Here is a 16,531-nt window from a genome sequence, read left to right as displayed (position 1 = left end):
GTTTAAACACTCCGATCTATACTGTTCACAGAAAAAACGAACCCTTTATAAGGTTCGCACCAACTAATTTTTTATACATATACTATTATTACGCTTCTAAACGAATCATTTCAAGTCTTAACACTTCTAACTTTTGTACACACTCTTCTTTTTTCTGTTTATCATCTTCCATCATCGCATCATATAAAGTTGCTAATTCATAATCTAGCTCCAAACGTAGCACCGGTATTCTCTTTTCAGCATCTGTTCTCTTTAACGCATTAATCACCTGTCTCATATTATTTGCCTCCTCCCAATATTCGTCTGCCCTCGGACTAGAATTAATTCAATTTTCTGATTTTTTGTTTTATACTATACTATGTTGGATAAATCATCTATGCAACAAAATTATATTTTTTTATTTAAATTTTTTTGTGCTGTTTTTTTTATGAATAGTACAAGCTATGCTAAAATAAAAGCAAAATAGGAGTTGGAGGAACAATCATGACAATACAAACATTCAAGTCAACTGATTTTGATGTCTTTACAGTTGATGGTCTCGAAGAACGAATGAGTGCAATTAAAACGAACATTCATCCTAAGCTAGAAGCTTTAGGGGAACAATTTGCAGAATACTTATCCAAACAAACTGATGAGAACTTTTTTTATCATGTTGCAAAACACGCACGCCGCAAAGTCAATCCACCAAACGATACTTGGGTTGCTTTTTCAACAAATAAACGAGGATATAAAATGCTACCGCATTTCCAAATCGGCTTATGGGGTACTCATGCCTTCATATACTTTGGTTTAATCTATGAGTGTCCACAAAAAGTTGAGACGGCTCATGCCTTCTTAGAACATTTAAATGATTTAAAAACAAATATTCCAAATGACTTCGTTTGGTCCATTGACCATACTAAACCAAGTGTGAAATTACATAAAACACTTGAAACCGAAGACTTACAAAAGATGATTGAACGACTAGCTACTGTAAAAAAAGCAGAATTATTAGTTGGTATTCATATATCACCAGAGGAGTTTTCAGCAATGACCAACGAACAATTCCTTGCTAAGATTGAATCTACGATGCAATCACTCCTTCCTTTATATGCACTTTGTAATCGATAGTAGAAAACGGACAATTTATATTGTCCGTTTTTAGTTGTTATCACATTATATCACTTCAGTTTTTATTTTTCAAAATATTTTTACATTTTTACAAGCTTTTGTTCTTCGACTTCTTTTGCCCTTTGAATAGCACGATATATAGAGTATCCACTTACTTCTTGAAATTCTTTATCAATTTTCTTTTCTTCTGCTTTCGATGGAACAATCTCTTTAAAACGACGATATAAACCCATTAATTCTTCTCTTACAATCCCTTTTTCATAAGCTTTCTCAATCGCTTCATAAAACTTAACAATTGTAACCATTTCCTCATTTGACCAATCATAATCTAACGGATATTGATATTCCATTTCGCACCTCATTTATCATTTCTTCTTGTTTCATTATGCTATCTTAAAGAGAATATTTTATTCTTCATTATAGCCACTCTGCATTATACACTATTTATTCATTTTAATGGAATTGTCTTCCTCTATTCATTAGTTGAGGCTAACTATTAAACATACTCACCTTAAAAACATTTTTTTCTATACATCTATAATTATTGGTGATATAATGCTTTTGTTTTATAGAAAATAAAGTGAAGCTACCATCTCAAAAACGATTTTTTGAATGGCAGAAAAACAAGCCTTATTCTAAAAAAGACTAAACTTTTTTAGAGCAGGATTATATAAAACAAATTACACTAAATATTATGAAGAAGAAGGGGTGTATAGATTGTCCCAATACGAAACACCATTGTTTACCGCTTTAGTTGAGCACAGTAAGCGAAATCCAATTCAATTCCATATTCCTGGTCATAAAAAAGGACAGGGCATGGATCCTACATTTCGCGAATTTATTGGGCATAATGCATTAGCAATTGATTTAATTAATATTGCGCCACTCGATGATTTACATCATCCAAAAGGTATGATTAAAGAAGCACAGGATTTAGCAGCCGCTGCATTCGGTGCAGATCATACTTTCTTTTCTATTCAAGGTACAAGTGGCGCTATTATGACAATGGTGATGAGCGTTTGCGGTCCTGGTGACAAAATCCTAGTACCACGAAACGTGCATAAATCAGTAATGTCAGCTATTATTTTCTCAGGTGCAAAACCAATTTTCATGCATCCTGAAATCGATCCGAAGCTCGGTATTTCTCATGGAATCACAATTCAATCTGTCAAAAAAGCACTTGAAGAGCACTCAGATGCAAAGGGCTTACTTGTTATTAACCCAACGTACTTTGGGTTTGCTGCAGACTTAGAACAGATTGTACAATTAGCACATTCTTATGACATCCCTGTACTAGTTGACGAGGCTCATGGTGTTCATATTCATTTTCACGATGAATTGCCGATGTCAGCGATGCAAGCTGGGGCAGATATGGCAGCAACAAGTGTTCACAAATTAGGAGGCTCTTTAACTCAAAGTTCTATTCTTAATGTGAAAGAAGGCTTGGTGAATGTAAAACATGTCCAATCTATTATTAGCATGCTTACGACTACATCAACTTCTTACATCTTGTTAGCATCCCTTGATGTTGCGAGAAAACGTCTTGCTACAGAAGGAACAGCACTCATAGAACAAACAATACAATTAGCTGAACATGTTCGTGATGCGATAAATTCTATTGAGCATCTTTACTGTCCTGGAAAAGAAATGTTAGGTACAGATGCTACCTTTAACTATGATCCTACAAAGATAATTGTATCTGTAAAAGATTTAGGTATTACCGGCCACCAAGCTGAAGTATGGCTTAGAGAGCAATATAACATTGAAGTAGAACTCTCAGATCTATACAACATACTATGTCTTATCACTTTGGGAGATACAGAAAGTGATACAAATACACTTATTGCAGCATTACAAGATTTAGCAGCAACATTTAGAAATAGGGCAGATAAAGGTGTTCAAGTACAAGTAGAGATTCCAGAAATTCCAGTGCTAGCACTTTCTCCCCGAGATGCTTTTTATTCGGAAACAGAAGTCATTCCATTTGAAAATGCAGCGGGTCGTATTATAGCTGATTTTGTTATGGTTTATCCGCCAGGGATTCCAATCTTTACTCCGGGGGAAATTATTACACAAGAAAACTTAGAGTATATTCGTAAAAACTTAGAAGCAGGTTTACCTGTACAAGGTCCTGAAGATATGACATTACAAACATTACGTGTTATTAAAGAGTACAAGCCTATCAGTTGATAGGCTTTTTTTTCACCTTTTCTCCTTTTCTTCATACGATACTAAAGAATGTAACGTATAGGTGGGGATACTATTATGATTGTAATAGGCCGTTCTATTGTACATCCTTATATTACAAATGAATATGAGCCATTTGCAGCAGAGAAACAACAAATTTTATCAATAATGGCAGGAAATCAAGAAGTTTATTCCTTCCGAACAGCTGATGAACTCAGCTTTGATCTCAATTTACGAGTTAATATTATTATCTCTGCACTAGAGCTTTTTCAAAGTGGTTTTCAGTTTCGTACATTTCAACAATCCTTTTGCAACCCCCAGTATTGGAAAAGAACATCCCTTGGAGGATTCGAGCTTCTTCCAAACATACCACCTTCTATTGCCATACAAGATATTTTCAAAAACGGAAAACTATATGGAACTGAATGCGCAACCGCTATGATCATTATTTTTTATAAAGCTTTACTATCATTGTATGAGGAAGAAACTTTCAATCGTCTATTTGCAAACCTTTTACTTTACACATGGGACTACGATCAAGATCTAAGACTCATAACAAAAAACGGTGGCGATCTTGTTCCAGGTGACCTCGTTTACTTTAAAAACCCACAAGTGAATCCAGCTACGATTGAGTGGCAAGGAGAAAACACAATCTATTTAGGAAATTTCTTTTTTTACGGACATGGCGTAGGTGTAAAAACAAAAGAAGAAATTATTTATTCATTAAATGAACGACGAGTTCCTTACGCTTTTATTTCAGCTTTCTTGACCGATACTATTACCCGTATCGATAGTCGTATAATGAGCCAATACGCTTCTTCTAGTACACCACAGACCTCCATAAGCTTTATTCCGATTAGGGATGATGCAATCGTTGCAACAGTTGGTCATACAACTACAATTTATTAAAAAAGCGCCTACACATGTAGGCGCTTTTTCTTATTATTAAGCTTTTGTATGTTCTTTATGGTAACATTCGCAATGAGATCCACATTTCCCGTATAGTACTGTTGATTTTTCATCTTCAAAATGTCCAATTGTTCCTTCACATACTTGGCATACGATTGTTCCCATTTTCATTTCCCCCTGAGTTTTAATAGTAATCTATTTATTTATCATTAAGCTTTCGCATTATCTTTTCTAGCACAGTCACAATTTGTTCCACATTTTCCGTAAAGTACTGTCGTTTTCTCATCTTCAAAATGTCCGATTGTTCCTTCACATACTTGGCATACGATTGTTCCCATTTTCATTTCCCCCTAAGTTTATGGTCCTAAAAACTTTTAGCTGTCCATTTCCTATCAATTATTGGGCTTTTGTATGCTCTGTGTGATCACATCCGCAAGATCCACATTTCCCGTAAAGTACTGTTACTTTCTCATCTTCGAAGTGTGCAATTGTACCTTCACAATCTTGACATACGATTGTTCCCATTTTTCATTTCCCCCTAAGTTTATAATCCCAAAAACTTTTTTGTAACCGCTTAACTTTCTGTCTTTATTTTAATATGTTATACTTTTTACGTCAATAGGTTTTTAGTATAACACATTAAATATTTTCAATTTAAATTAGTATGCAATATTAAAATGAAAAAACAGCCATATTTATAAGTACGACTGTTTCACATTAATTATTCTTCATATTCCGCATGTAAAGAAGTTGACGGAACTAGAAATTTGAAAAACTGAGCTAACTCCTTTGCTTCCTCTTCTGATCCTAATTTAAAAATCTCCTGTATATATTGAACATTCTCTACATCATCTCGTCCGAGTAAAGTAGACCTTCCTGTTTGCATACAAACAATGAGCGGCTTTCCAAAAAACATATTTGTATAAATAACACCAAAATCATAACGTGTATCATGTGTCATAAACCCTAAAAATCGTACCTTCACACTTTCATGCTCATCATACAATTTTTCAAACATTGGTTTCCACCTTTCTATATCACGTTTCATTACTAGTATATTAAACAAAACATGTAATACTCCTTTTAATTGTCAAAAAATTCAGTAGGATGTAGAATGATAGTATTCTACTAAGTTAGGGGGAACTTATATGCAACACGCCTTTATTACGCTTGTACCTAAATCCAACCAACAATCAGTTTCAATAGATGATATAAAACAACTTTTTCATTATTATAAAACAGTTACTTCTAAAACTGGTGCCCAAATTAATTACACGTATACAAATACCGCTTTTCCTTATGAAATTTTAGATACATCTACAACAACATTAAAACTTCAATCCAATCACGACCGCTATGACTCAATTTATATTGGTGTTGGTATAGAAAATGAACAATCTTTCATCCAAGTTTCTTTACCACCTAATGCAACATTTGGTGACAAAGGGAAAGCAAATGAATTTTGCCGTTTTTTAGCGAAGAAATTAGAAGGAGAGTTACAATTATTTAATGGAAGAACAATGTATTTTTATAAACGCTAATTTAAAAAATAGATAATATGATTAAAAATAGTATACAATTTGAACATGTAAGAAATAAAGCTTGCTTTCTCACGTGCAATACAAAATATGCTATTACATAGGCTAGATATAGGAATACGAAAAAAAGAATAACTTTATAATGAAACTTATCACCATTCGATAATGTTAATACAGTGGAAAAGCCACTCCATAGTAGTAAATGATAAAATATAACATGTAATATTTTCATGGAACCTTCTCCTTTGACATGCTCTATTTTATTAATATATGGGGTTAAGTTTGAATCAATTACATATTATAGGATGATATACATTACCTTTGAAGTAAGTTACGCCTGAATCATTTGTTAAAGTATTATATATTCATTCGACAAGTACGTTTAAAGACCTTGCAGGTCATTTGATGAAAATAAAAATAGCCCCTCTCTTACAATAAGAGAGGGGCTATTTACATTACTTAATTATTTTACAATGTGAATTGGCATTCCAAGAGCAACTTCAGCTGCTTCCATTGTGATTTCACCTAATGTTGGGTGAGCATGGATTGTTTGAGCGATATCTTCAGCTGTCATTCCAGCTTCGATAGCTAAACCAATCTCAGAGATAATATCAGAAGCACCTGCACCTGCAACTTGAGCACCTACAAGAAGACCATCTTCTTTACGTGTTACAAGTTGTAGGAAACCGTCAGTGCTGTTTAATGATAATGCACGACCGTTAGCAGCGAATGGGAACTTAGATACAGTTACAGTCATTCCAGCTTCTTCAGCTTGTTTTTTAGTGTAACCAACAGATGCTAATTCTGGATCAGTGAAGCATACTGCAGGAATTCCGATGTAATCGATAGCTGATGCATGGCCACTAATTGCTTCTACAGCTACTTTACCTTCGTAAGAAGCTTTGTGAGCTAATGGTGGTCCAGGAACGATATCACCGATTGCATAGATGTTTGGTACATTTGTACGACATTGCTCATCGATTTCGATGATGCCGCGGTCAGTCATTTTAACTCCAACTTGCTCAAGACCGATTTCTTGAGTGTTTGGACGACGACCTACAGTTACTAATACGTAATCTGCTTCTACAGTTTGGATTTCACCGTTAACTTCAAAGCTAACTTTTACGCCAGTTTCTGTTTCTTCAACGCCTTTAGCCATAGCTTTTGTATGGATATTTACGTTACCTTTTTTCTGTAGAGCACGTTTAACAACAGAGCTCATAGCTTTTTCGAAACCAGCTAAGATTTCGTCGCCAGCTTCTACTACAGTAACTTCTGTACCGAAGTTGGCATATGCAGTACCTAATTCCATACCGATGTAACCGCCGCCGATTACAACAAGTTTTTTAGGAATTTCAGGTAAGCTTAAAGCACCTGTAGAGTTGATAACACGTTTAGAGTATTTGAATCCTGGAATTTCGATTGGTGTAGAACCAGTTGCAAGAACAGCATTTTTAAACGTATAAGTTTGAGCTGCATCTTCAGTCATAACGCGTAATGTATTAGCATCTACGAAGTAAGCTTCACCGCGAATGATTTCAACTTTGTTACCTTTAAGAAGGCCTTCAACACCGCCAGTTAATTTCTTAACTACGCCGTTTTTCCATTCTTGAACTTTTGTAAAGTCAACTTTTACGTTTTCTGCAGTAATACCCATGTCATCAGAATGCATTGCATTCTCATAACGATGACCTGCATTGATTAACGCTTTTGAAGGAATACATCCAACGTTTAAGCATACGCCACCAAGGTTAGCTTTTTCAATGATTGCTACCTTTTGACCTAATTGTGCTGCACGAATTGCCGCAACGTATCCACCAGGACCTGCACCAACAACGACTGTATCTAATTCAATTGGGAAATCTCCTACTACCATTGTTATTACGCCTCCATTACTAATAATTGTGGGTCATTCAATAGACGTTTAATTTGGTTTAACGCTTTTTGAGCAGTTGCACCGTCAATTAAACGATGGTCAAAGCTTAGAGATAATGCTAATACTGGAGCTGCAACAATCTCACCGTTTTTCACAACTGGTTTTTCAGCGATACGGCCGATACCAAGGATTGCTACTTCTGGGTGGTTGATAACTGGAGTGAACCATTGTCCACCTGCAGAACCAATGTTTGTAATTGTGCAAGAAGCACCTTTCATTTCAGCTGGAGCTAGACGACCTTCACGTGCTTTACCAGCAAGATCATTGATCTCGTTAGAAATTGTGAAGATAGACTTACGATCTGTATCTTTAACAACTGGTACTAATAGACCTTTGTCTGTATCAGCTGCGATACCGATGTTGAAGTAATGTTTATGAACTACTTCTTGAGATGCATCATCTAAAGAAGTGTTTAACATTGGGTATTCACGTAATGCAGATGTTAAAGCTTTAACAACGTACGGAAGGTAAGTTAATTTAATACCTTTGTCAGCTGCTACTGCTTTGAACTTCTTACGGTGAGCAACAAGTTCTGTTACATCTACTTCGTCCATTAATGTTACGTGAGGAGCTGTGTGTTTAGAGTTAACCATTGCTTTCGCAATCGCTTTACGGATACCACTCATTTTCTCACGAGTTTCTGGATATTCACCAGCTGGGATTGGTTGTGCTTTTGGTGCTTCTTCTTTCGCTGCTGCTGGAGTAGCTTCTACTGCTGCTGGAGCCTCAGTTGCTGCTACAGTTTGTCCACCATTTGCAAATGCATCGATGTCAGCTTTTACGATACGGCCATTCTTACCAGTACCAGATACTTTATGAATGTCTACACCTTTTTCACGAGCGTATTTACGAACAGATGGCATAGCGATTACGCGCTCATTTACTACTTCTGCAGTTGCTGCTGGAGTAGCTTCCGCTGCTGGAGCTTCTACTGCTGCTTCTTCAGCTTTTGGAGCTTCATCATGATCGTCACCTTTAAATTTAAGGTTTTCGTATCCAGGAGCATCAAATTTAATTAATGTATCTCCTACGATTGCAACTGTTCCTTCTTCTACAAGTACTTCAAGTACTTTACCTTTAACAGGAGAAGGGATTTCTACTACTGCTTTATCATTTTGTACTTCAAGAAGTACATCGTCTTCGTTCACTTCATCGCCTGGTTTAATAAACCATTTTACGATTTCACCTTCGTGGATACCTTCACCGATATCTGGTAGTTTAAATTCAAATGCCACGGAATTCAGCCCCCTGATTCATTTCATTATTATGGAATATGTACAAAAGAAACCAGCATGTGCTGATTTCTTTTGCACATGAAAAGCTAAAAATTAGAAGTTCATTACTTTGTTTACAGCTTCAACAATATCTTTGTGGTTTGGTAACCATACGCTCTCTGCTTGAGAGAATGGGAATACTGTATCAGCAGCTGCAACACGTACAACTGGAGCTTCTAAGTTTAAGATTGCACGGTCGTTAATTTCCGCTACAACGTTAGCTGCAATACCAGCTTGTTTTTGAGCTTCTTGAACTACAACTACGCGACCTGTTTTTTCAACAGAAGCGATGATTGTTTCGATATCTAATGGTTGAACTGTACGTAAGTCAACAACCTCTAAAGAGATACCTTCTTTTTCAAGTTCTTCAGCAGCTTTTAATGCAGCGTGAACCATAGCGCCGTAAGCGATAACAGATACATCTGTACCTTCACGTTTGATATCAGCTTTGCCTAAATCAATTGTGTAATCACCTTCTGGTACCTCTTGACGGAATGAACGGTACAATTTCATATGCTCTAAGTAGATAACTGGATCGTTGTCACGAATCGCAGAGATTAAAAGACCTTTAGCGTCGTATGGAGTAGATGGAATAACAACTTTTAGACCAGGTTGTTGAGCCACTAATCCTTCTAAGCTATCAGCATGTAGTTCAGGAGTATGAACACCACCACCGAATGGAGAACGAACTGTTACTGGAGCAGTCCAACGTCCACCAGAACGGTAACGCATACGAGCTAATTGACCAGAAATTGAATCCATTACTTCATAAACGAAACCGAAGAATTGGATTTCTGGAACTGGACGGAATCCTTCAAGTGCAAGACCAACTGCAAGTCCACCAATACCAGACTCTGCAAGTGGAGTATCCATTACACGATCTTCACCAAATTCAGCTTGTAAACCTTCAGTAGCACGGAATACACCGCCGTTTACACCAACGTCTTCACCAAATACAAGTACGTTAGGGTCATTTTTCATTTCAACGCGTAAAGCATCAGTGATTGCTTGAATCATTGTCATTTGAGCCATGGCTTACTTCGACTCCTTTTCTTTGTAGATTTCATATTGTTCAGCTAAGTTGTAAGGCATTTTTTCGTACATGATTTCCATTAAATCAGTTACTTTTTGTTTTGGAGCTTGGTCAGCCTTAGCAATTGCTTGTTTGATATCTTCTTTTGCTTCTTCGATTACTGTCTCTTCAACTTCTTGAGACCATAGGCCTTTAGCTTCTAAGAACTTACGGAAGCGTACGATTGGGTCTTTTTGTTCCCATTCGTTTTCGATATCTTTTGTACGGTAACGAGTTGGGTCATCACCAGCCATTGTATGTGGACCGTAACGGAATGTTAAAGTCTCGATTAAAGTAGGGCCTTCGCCATTTACTGCGCGCTCACGAGCGAAAGCAGTCGCTGCGTATACAGCTAGTGGATCCATACCGTCTACTTGAATTCCGTAAATACCTGCTGCTACTGCTTTTTGTGCTACAGTTTTAGCTGCAGATTGCTTTTCTACTGGAGTAGAGATTGCATAACGGTTGTTTTGAACAACGAAGATTGCTGGAGCTTTAAATGCACCTGCAAAGTTCATACCTTCGTAGAAGTCACCTTGTGAAGCACCACCGTCACCAGTGTAAGTAATTGCAACAGATTTTTTACCACGTAGTTTCATACCTAACGCAACACCAGCAGTTTGGATGATTTGCGCACCGATAATGATTTGTGGAGCTAATGCATTTACATTCTCAGGCATTTGGTTACCCATGAAGTGTCCACGAGAGAATAAGAATGCTTGGTATAATGGTAATCCGTGCCATACTAATTGTGGTACATCACGGTATCCTGGTAAGATGAAATCTTCTGCTTCAAGTGCGAAATGACTTGCTAATTGAGAAGCTTCTTGTCCAGCTGTAGGTGCGTAGAAACCTAAACGTCCTTGACGGTTTAAAGAAATAGAACGTTGATCTAATACGCGAGTATACACCATACGACGCATTAATTCTTTTAATTGATCATCAGATAATTCAGGCATAGCTGCTTCATTCACAACTTCACCGTTTTCATTTAAAATTTGTAATGTTTCAAATTGAGCTGCGATAGCTTTCATTTGCTCATCAACATTAAATAGGGTCTTTTTTGTTTTAGTACCCATTCCGTTCACCTCTTCCTCTCTTGAACCATATTCTGAAACGCTTTCACTGGCTATTTTCCAGTTTAAAAAGCGCAACGATGTAAACCAACATGTTTGTCTGTCGGTTGAGAATAATTTTGTGTACCTAACAATCTGTACTAATGTTTTTTCAGAAACATATTAATACAATCTTGATCACGTTTTTTAGTTTACAACTATTCTAATTACGATGTCAATTACTTTGAATACGTTTTTTTATAAATAATATGCAGGTTTCTACTACACAAACGTGTTTTTATTTTTTACATCTGTATTAGTAAGCATTGACCTACTGTTATATTATTCCCTTTTTCACTTATTTTTTCTCTTAGAATAATATGTAAACGATTTAATTCTCTTTAGTTTTTCTCTCTTCGTAACAAAAATATACAAACTACTCTTCCTTTTTTAGGTAAATACCTATACATTTCCACCCTCTCTTCCATACATTATAGTAACCGCAGTATTAGCGGGAAATGATAAAGGAGGTCATCTCATGTACGGATACTCATATTGCTATCCAACTTGTTCATATCCTTCCTACGGTTATGGCGGTTCTTGTGGCGGGTCTGGACGCGGCTTCGCCTTAATCGTTGTGTTGTTTATTCTTTTAATTATCGTTGGTGCTGCTTGCATTCGCTAATGTAAAACGAAACAACTATGGAAAGAAAAAGACGGCTTTGCCGTCTTTTTCTGTTTATCACATACATAAATACTCTATAATAGAACGATTTCCAAAATGCCTTCCCTTTCTTGCCGATGACTTTTTCCATCTCCTTTGGTAGACTAAAGAGGAAAGGAGAGATTACATATGCTTACAATGAAAGATGTTATTCGCGAAGGAGATCCTATTTTGCGCAACGTTGCAGAAGAGGTGTCATTACCGGCAAGCGAAGAAGATACAACTACCTTAAAAGAAATGATTGAATTCGTAATAAATAGCCAAGATCCTGAAATGGCTGAAAAATATAGTTTACGCCCTGGAATCGGATTAGCGGCTCCGCAAATCGGTGTTTCAAAAAAAATGATTGCAGTTCATGTAACCGATGCGGACGGTACATTATATAGCCATGCATTATTCAATCCAAAAATCATTAGCCATTCTGTTGAACGTACATATTTACAGGGTGGTGAAGGCTGTCTATCTGTAGACCGCGAAGTACCTGGTTATGTTCCTCGTTATACAAGAATTACAGTAAAAGCAACTTCTATTAACGGAGAAGAAGTAAAATTACGTTTAAAAGGTTTACCAGCAATCGTATTCCAGCACGAGATTGACCATTTAAATGGAGTTATGTTCTATGACCATATTAATAAAGAAAATCCTTTTGCCGCTCCTGATGATTCCAAACCTCTAGAGCGATAATAAAAAGGCGGAAGTTAACTTCCGCCTTTTTATTATGAAATGGGTTCCATATTCACTTACAGCAATCCAGCCCACTTTAGTCCATGATATATACCGTCTTCACTAACATCCTTTGTCACATGATTTGCAAGTTTTTTTAAGTCTTCATGGCCATTTCCCATCACAATACCTGTGCCAACGGCTTCGATCATTTCTAAATCATTTAAGCCATCTCCGAATGCATACACTTGATCACGATTAAAACCTAACTTTTCAATATATTTCTCAATTCCTTTTGCCTTAGAACCACCATTAGGAATGATGTCCATTGAATATGCATGCCAACGAATAAAATGAAAATCTGGATAATGATTAATAAACTTTTCCTCTTCATTTACTTCACAAAAAAGTAGTGTTTGATAAATATTACGTTCCTCATAAAAATTAGGCTCATATGCTGGATGCTCAAAGTTTAAGCTTCCGAAGCCTTCTTTCACATAATCATGATATTCCACTGATGCTCTCATATTTTGATGGTCAAGGTATACAAGTGGATATCCTTCTTGTTTTGCAAACTGAGTAAACTTATGTAAAGCATCTGGATGTAACGGATTATCAAATATTACCTCATCTTCAAAGACAACATATTGTCCATTAAAACTAACATAATTATGTATATCAAGTTCCTTGCGAATATCTTCGAACATAAATGGCGCGCGCCCTGTCGCAATTGCTACATGTACACCTTTCTCTTGTAACTGTTTTACTGCATCTCGTGTAGATTGTGGAATTTTTTTATCATGATCTAATAACGTTCCATCAATATCAAAAAAGACAATTTTATCATTCATTTGTCAAAATCCTTTCTGGCACTCTATATTCCTATTTTGAATATCACTTTTCAAATTCTAAAAAAAAGTATAACATATTAAACATCTGTGAAGAAAGCGTTCCCTTTCTGACCTTATTTGTAAACTTTGCATATATATATTAGTAAAACATGTGGATACTTGTTCGGATGAATTTTCTTTTCCATTCTTCCTCATACTATACCTATAACTAACGGCTACTAATCGTTACTATAGAATAACTTTCACTGTATGGGAAAGGACAAGATTCACCATTCACTTTTGTCCTATCTCTTATATCAGAGATAGAGTTTTCACTAGTAATAGGCATGTTTAAAATAAGGAAAGGAAGGAGTAATCATGCTGAAGAAGCTGAAGAAAAAGCTCAAGCGTTATTTAAACGGTCTAGTCCGTAAAAAGACAATCGCTTAAATTATGCCCATTTAGGGCTTTTTCTTCATTCTCATTCGAAAAAACATGAAAATCGTGACTGTTTGCTTTATAATAAGTAACAGATAATGCAAAACATAGACAAGGAGAGGTTTTCCAAATGATTTTTAAAGTATTTTATCAAGAAAAATTAACTGAGGTTCCAGTACGTGAAAATACAAAAGTTTTATATTTAGAGGCTACGTCTGAAAAGGATGTTCGTACAAAATTAAATAAGTTCGCATATAATATCGAGTTTGTTCAGTCTGTTACTGGCGCTCATCTTGAATATGAAAAAGAAAACGCTGATTTAACATTAGCGGAAATCGTATAGCGATATGAAATTTCTAAAAAACGACCAAGTTGCTGTATTTGCTCTCGGTGGGCTTGGTGAAATCGGTAAAAATACATACGCTGTTCAATTTCAGGATGAAATTATTATAATTGATGCTGGAATTAAATTTCCAGAGGACGAACTTCTCGGAATCGATTATGTAATACCAGACTACACTTATTTTGTGCGAAACGAAGATAAAATTAAAGGGTTATTCATTACACATGGTCACGAAGATCATATCGGTGGAATCCCTTACCTATTACGTCAAGTGAACATTCCAATTTACGGTGGAAAATTAGCAATTGCGCTCATCAAAAACAAATTAGAAGAACACGGCTTACTTCGTAAAGCAAAACTTTACGAGATTCAAGAAGATGACGTTATTAAATTCAAAAAAACGTCTGTATCCTTCTTCCGTACAACTCACAGTATTCCAGATTCGTACGGCGTTGTTGTGAAAACACCTCAAGGTCAAGTTGTTCATACAGGTGACTTCAAATTTGACTTCACACCAGTTGGTGAACCAGCTGATTTAACGAAAATGGCTGAAATCGGTAAAGATGGCGTACTATGTCTATTATCTGATAGTACGAACAGTGAAGTTCCAAACTTTACTATGTCTGAGCGTCGCGTTGGTGATAGCATTCAAGACATTTTCCGTAAAGTAGAAGGACGGATTATATTCGCAACCTTTGCATCAAATATTCACCGCTTACAACAAGTTGTTGAAGCTGCTGTTGAAAACAACCGTAAAGTAGCTGTGTTTGGTCGAAGTATGGAAGCAGCGATTGAAATTGGACAAAACCTTGGTTATATTCGTTGCCCGAAAGATACATTCATAGATGCATCTCAACTAAACCGCTTACCAGCTAATAAAGTTGTTATTTTATGTACAGGTAGTCAAGGTGAACCGATGGCAGCACTTTCACGTATTGCAAACGGTACACACCGCCAAATTCAAATTATTCCTGGAGATACAGTTGTTTTCTCTTCTTCACCAATTCCAGGAAATACAATTAGCGTAAGTCGTACAATTAACATGTTGTACCGCGCTGGCGCTGATGTAATTCACGGTAAACTTTCAAATATCCATACAAGTGGACACGGTGGACAAGAAGAACAAAAGTTAATGTTACGTCTAATTAAACCGAAGTACTTCATGCCAATTCATGGTGAATATCGTATGCAACGTATGCACATGAACATAGCAAATGATTGTGGCATCCCTGAAGAAAATTGCTTCATTATGGATAATGGCGATGTTCTTGCTTTACGTTCGGATGAAGCTAGCGTAGCTGGAAAAATCCCATCTGGTTCGGTCTACATTGATGGAAACGGTATTGGAGATATTGGCAATATCGTATTACGAGATCGTCGTATCCTTTCTGAAGAAGGACTTGTAATTGTAGTTGTAAGCATTGATATGAAAGAATTTAAAGTTGCAGCAGGACCTGATATCATCTCACGCGGTTTCGTTTACATGCGTGAAAGCAGCGATTTAATCAATGATGCACAAACATTAATTACAACTCATTTAGAAAAAGTAATGGAGCGTAAAACAACACAATGGTCTGAAATTAAAAATGAAATTACAGACACATTAGCCCCATTCCTATATGAGAAAACGAAACGCCGTCCAATGATTTTACCAATCATTATGGAAATATAAGAAAAAGGACAATGCCATGAAGGCATTGTCCTTTTCTTTTCTCTTATCTTAAAAAGTGTTTAAATCGATCCACTTCATCGTCATGACCAATGACAATTAATATATCTCCTGCTTGAATACTCTCCGTAGCTCGAGGGGATACGATAACTTCTTTACCTCGTTTAATTGCTACAATATTCAATCCAAACTTCGCACGAATATCTAATTCAATTAAAGAGTGCCCATCAATTTTTTTATTCGCAATAATCTCTACAATACTATGCTCATCTGAAAGCTCAAGGTAGTCTAACACATTGCTTGATGCAATATTATTAGCAATCCTTTTTCCCATATCACGTTCTGGATGCACAATATGATCTGCACCTATTTTACTTAACACTTTTTCATGATAATCATTTTGAGCTTTTACAGTAATATTTTTTACACCCAGCTCTTTCAAAATCAAAGTCGTTAAAATACTTGAATTTAAATTATCTCCAATAGCAACGACTACGTGATCAAAATTTCGAATACCGAGGCTTTTTAATACCATCTCATCTGTTGAATCTGCAATTACAGCATGCGAAGCTATATTTGCAAATTCATTAATTTTATCCTCATCTGAATCGATTGCCATTACTTCCATACCTAATTGAGCTAGTTCTCGGCAAATACTTCCACCAAAGCGACCAAGTCCAATGACAGCAAATTCTTTTTCTTTCTCACCCACAGGAATTCCTCCAATAACTTCAAGTACTATTTATTTTCAGTGTAACACACTTTATATGCGTCACAAAAACT

The 16,531-nt window shown here is 36.2% G+C and carries 21 protein-coding genes; 8 read left to right on the top strand and 13 right to left on the bottom strand.

Annotation, left to right across the window (positions count from 1 at the left end; translation table 11 throughout):
- Window positions 1-88 precede the first annotated feature (88 nt).
- Complete coding sequence (locus AC0OM3_RS03880; RefSeq protein WP_001250164.1) at window positions 89-277, bottom strand: hypothetical protein; 189 nt, start codon at window positions 275-277, stop codon at window positions 89-91.
- A gap of 206 nt (window positions 278-483) precedes the next feature.
- On the opposite strand from AC0OM3_RS03880, the gene AC0OM3_RS03875 reads away from it, so the two are divergent.
- Complete coding sequence (locus AC0OM3_RS03875) at window positions 484-1,110, top strand: YktB family protein (RefSeq protein ID WP_000155317.1); 627 nt, start codon at window positions 484-486, stop codon at window positions 1,108-1,110.
- Between the two features lie 80 nt (window positions 1,111-1,190).
- Here the strand turns inward: AC0OM3_RS03875 and AC0OM3_RS03870 are convergent, their stop codons facing one another.
- Window positions 1,191-1,460: a UPF0223 family protein gene (locus tag AC0OM3_RS03870; RefSeq protein WP_000456557.1), complete on the bottom strand. Its 270-nt coding sequence runs from the start codon at window positions 1,458-1,460 to the stop codon at window positions 1,191-1,193.
- Between the two features lie 367 nt (window positions 1,461-1,827).
- Between AC0OM3_RS03870 and speA the strand changes: the two genes are divergently transcribed.
- Window positions 1,828-3,300, top strand: coding sequence for an arginine decarboxylase (gene speA, locus AC0OM3_RS03865; RefSeq protein ID WP_000084899.1), 1,473 nt, complete (start codon window positions 1,828-1,830; stop codon window positions 3,298-3,300).
- Between the two features lie 75 nt (window positions 3,301-3,375).
- Entirely contained in the window at window positions 3,376-4,206 is an 831-nt protein-coding gene (locus AC0OM3_RS03860) for a protein-glutamine gamma-glutamyltransferase (protein WP_000635337.1), read from the top strand.
- Between the two features lie 36 nt (window positions 4,207-4,242).
- Here the strand turns inward: AC0OM3_RS03860 and AC0OM3_RS03855 are convergent, their stop codons facing one another.
- The 4 genes from AC0OM3_RS03855 to AC0OM3_RS03840 all read right to left on the bottom strand — a co-directional run bounded on the left by AC0OM3_RS03855 (window position 4,243) and on the right by AC0OM3_RS03840 (window position 5,224).
- Window positions 4,243-4,371: a GapA-binding peptide SR1P gene (locus tag AC0OM3_RS03855; protein WP_272513703.1), complete on the bottom strand. Its 129-nt coding sequence runs from the start codon at window positions 4,369-4,371 to the stop codon at window positions 4,243-4,245.
- A 44-nt stretch (window positions 4,372-4,415) separates the two neighbouring features.
- Window positions 4,416-4,544, bottom strand: a complete 129-nt coding sequence (locus AC0OM3_RS03850) for a GapA-binding peptide SR1P (RefSeq protein WP_000536803.1) — start codon at window positions 4,542-4,544, stop codon at window positions 4,416-4,418.
- Between the two features lie 58 nt (window positions 4,545-4,602).
- Complete coding sequence (locus AC0OM3_RS03845) at window positions 4,603-4,731, bottom strand: GapA-binding peptide SR1P (protein ID WP_000536778.1); 129 nt, start codon at window positions 4,729-4,731, stop codon at window positions 4,603-4,605.
- Window positions 4,732-4,927: 196 nt separating this feature from the next.
- Window positions 4,928-5,224, bottom strand: a complete 297-nt coding sequence (locus AC0OM3_RS03840) for a DUF3055 domain-containing protein (protein ID WP_000462038.1) — start codon at window positions 5,222-5,224, stop codon at window positions 4,928-4,930.
- A gap of 130 nt (window positions 5,225-5,354) precedes the next feature.
- Here AC0OM3_RS03840 and AC0OM3_RS03835 point away from each other — a divergent pair, with 130 nt between their 5' ends.
- Window positions 5,355-5,747, top strand: coding sequence for a DUF1885 family protein (locus AC0OM3_RS03835; RefSeq protein WP_001163299.1), 393 nt, complete (start codon window positions 5,355-5,357; stop codon window positions 5,745-5,747).
- A 1-nt stretch (window position 5,748) separates the two neighbouring features.
- On the opposite strand, the gene AC0OM3_RS03830 is transcribed toward AC0OM3_RS03835, so the two are convergent.
- The 5 genes from AC0OM3_RS03830 to pdhA all read right to left on the bottom strand — a co-directional run bounded on the left by AC0OM3_RS03830 (window position 5,749) and on the right by pdhA (window position 11,105).
- Window positions 5,749-5,976, bottom strand: a complete 228-nt coding sequence (locus AC0OM3_RS03830; RefSeq protein WP_000697469.1) for a hypothetical protein — start codon at window positions 5,974-5,976, stop codon at window positions 5,749-5,751.
- A gap of 231 nt (window positions 5,977-6,207) precedes the next feature.
- On the bottom strand, window positions 6,208-7,620 hold the full coding sequence (gene lpdA, locus AC0OM3_RS03825) for a dihydrolipoyl dehydrogenase (protein WP_000260108.1): 1,413 nt from the start codon (window positions 7,618-7,620) through the stop codon (window positions 6,208-6,210).
- A 5-nt stretch (window positions 7,621-7,625) separates the two neighbouring features.
- A complete protein-coding gene (pdhC, locus tag AC0OM3_RS03820; RefSeq protein WP_000863422.1) occupies window positions 7,626-8,915 on the bottom strand; it encodes a pyruvate dehydrogenase complex dihydrolipoyllysine-residue acetyltransferase in 1,290 nt (429 codons plus the stop codon).
- 93 nt (window positions 8,916-9,008) lie between these two features.
- On the bottom strand, window positions 9,009-9,986 hold the full coding sequence (gene pdhB, locus AC0OM3_RS03815; RefSeq protein WP_000068168.1) for a pyruvate dehydrogenase complex E1 component subunit beta: 978 nt from the start codon (window positions 9,984-9,986) through the stop codon (window positions 9,009-9,011).
- 3 nt (window positions 9,987-9,989) lie between these two features.
- Complete coding sequence (gene pdhA, locus AC0OM3_RS03810; protein WP_000536895.1) at window positions 9,990-11,105, bottom strand: pyruvate dehydrogenase E1 component subunit alpha; 1,116 nt, start codon at window positions 11,103-11,105, stop codon at window positions 9,990-9,992.
- A 514-nt stretch (window positions 11,106-11,619) separates the two neighbouring features.
- On the opposite strand from pdhA, the gene AC0OM3_RS03805 reads away from it, so the two are divergent.
- Both AC0OM3_RS03805 and def read left to right on the top strand, forming a co-directional pair.
- Window positions 11,620-11,766, top strand: coding sequence for a YjcZ family sporulation protein (locus tag AC0OM3_RS03805; RefSeq protein ID WP_000274562.1), 147 nt, complete (start codon window positions 11,620-11,622; stop codon window positions 11,764-11,766).
- A 168-nt stretch (window positions 11,767-11,934) separates the two neighbouring features.
- Entirely contained in the window at window positions 11,935-12,489 is a 555-nt protein-coding gene (gene def, locus AC0OM3_RS03800) for a peptide deformylase (protein ID WP_000957048.1), read from the top strand.
- A gap of 56 nt (window positions 12,490-12,545) precedes the next feature.
- Here the strand turns inward: def and AC0OM3_RS03795 are convergent, their stop codons facing one another.
- Window positions 12,546-13,319: a Cof-type HAD-IIB family hydrolase gene (locus AC0OM3_RS03795; protein ID WP_000998267.1), complete on the bottom strand. Its 774-nt coding sequence runs from the start codon at window positions 13,317-13,319 to the stop codon at window positions 12,546-12,548.
- A 547-nt stretch (window positions 13,320-13,866) separates the two neighbouring features.
- On the opposite strand from AC0OM3_RS03795, the gene AC0OM3_RS03790 reads away from it, so the two are divergent.
- Window positions 13,867-14,079 carry a DNA-dependent RNA polymerase subunit epsilon gene (locus tag AC0OM3_RS03790; RefSeq protein WP_000576435.1) on the top strand — a complete coding sequence of 71 codons (213 nt, stop codon included), beginning with the start codon at window positions 13,867-13,869 and terminating at the stop codon, window positions 14,077-14,079.
- Between the two features lie 4 nt (window positions 14,080-14,083).
- Window positions 14,084-15,751 (top strand): ribonuclease J1, encoded by a 1,668-nt coding sequence (gene rnjA, locus AC0OM3_RS03785; protein WP_000670377.1) that lies wholly within the window; start codon window positions 14,084-14,086, stop codon window positions 15,749-15,751.
- Window positions 15,752-15,794: 43 nt separating this feature from the next.
- Here the strand turns inward: rnjA and AC0OM3_RS03780 are convergent, their stop codons facing one another.
- Window positions 15,795-16,460, bottom strand: a complete 666-nt coding sequence (locus AC0OM3_RS03780) for a potassium channel family protein (protein ID WP_000504034.1) — start codon at window positions 16,458-16,460, stop codon at window positions 15,795-15,797.
- Window positions 16,461-16,531 lie beyond the last annotated feature (71 nt).

Source organism: Bacillus sp. FAU20 (genome assembly GCF_056033865.1).
The sequence above is the reverse complement of the archived record's forward strand: the minus strand, read 5'-3'. Positions and strand labels throughout refer to the sequence as shown.

Coding starts and splice junctions, on each gene's coding strand:
- AC0OM3_RS03880 (WP_001250164.1), bottom strand. CDS start 277: ATGAGACAGGTGATTAATGCGTTAAAGAGAACAGATGCTGAAAAGAGA.
- AC0OM3_RS03875 (WP_000155317.1), top strand. CDS start 484: ATGACAATACAAACATTCAAGTCAACTGATTTTGATGTCTTTACAGTT.
- AC0OM3_RS03870 (WP_000456557.1), bottom strand. CDS start 1,460: ATGGAATATCAATATCCGTTAGATTATGATTGGTCAAATGAGGAAATG.
- AC0OM3_RS03860 (WP_000635337.1), top strand. CDS start 3,376: ATGATTGTAATAGGCCGTTCTATTGTACATCCTTATATTACAAATGAA.
- AC0OM3_RS03855 (WP_272513703.1), bottom strand. CDS start 4,371: ATGGGAACAATCGTATGCCAAGTATGTGAAGGAACAATTGGACATTTT.
- AC0OM3_RS03850 (WP_000536803.1), bottom strand. CDS start 4,544: ATGGGAACAATCGTATGCCAAGTATGTGAAGGAACAATCGGACATTTT.
- AC0OM3_RS03845 (WP_000536778.1), bottom strand. CDS start 4,731: ATGGGAACAATCGTATGTCAAGATTGTGAAGGTACAATTGCACACTTC.
- AC0OM3_RS03840 (WP_000462038.1), bottom strand. CDS start 5,224: ATGTTTGAAAAATTGTATGATGAGCATGAAAGTGTGAAGGTACGATTT.
- AC0OM3_RS03835 (WP_001163299.1), top strand. CDS start 5,355: ATGCAACACGCCTTTATTACGCTTGTACCTAAATCCAACCAACAATCA.
- AC0OM3_RS03830 (WP_000697469.1), bottom strand. CDS start 5,976: ATGAAAATATTACATGTTATATTTTATCATTTACTACTATGGAGTGGC.
- lpdA (WP_000260108.1), bottom strand. CDS start 7,620: ATGGTAGTAGGAGATTTCCCAATTGAATTAGATACAGTCGTTGTTGGT.
- pdhB (WP_000068168.1), bottom strand. CDS start 9,986: ATGGCTCAAATGACAATGATTCAAGCAATCACTGATGCTTTACGCGTT.
- pdhA (WP_000536895.1), bottom strand. CDS start 11,105: ATGGGTACTAAAACAAAAAAGACCCTATTTAATGTTGATGAGCAAATG.
- AC0OM3_RS03805 (WP_000274562.1), top strand. CDS start 11,620: ATGTACGGATACTCATATTGCTATCCAACTTGTTCATATCCTTCCTAC.
- def (WP_000957048.1), top strand. CDS start 11,935: ATGCTTACAATGAAAGATGTTATTCGCGAAGGAGATCCTATTTTGCGC.
- AC0OM3_RS03795 (WP_000998267.1), bottom strand. CDS start 13,319: ATGAATGATAAAATTGTCTTTTTTGATATTGATGGAACGTTATTAGAT.
- AC0OM3_RS03790 (WP_000576435.1), top strand. CDS start 13,867: ATGATTTTTAAAGTATTTTATCAAGAAAAATTAACTGAGGTTCCAGTA.
- rnjA (WP_000670377.1), top strand. CDS start 14,084: ATGAAATTTCTAAAAAACGACCAAGTTGCTGTATTTGCTCTCGGTGGG.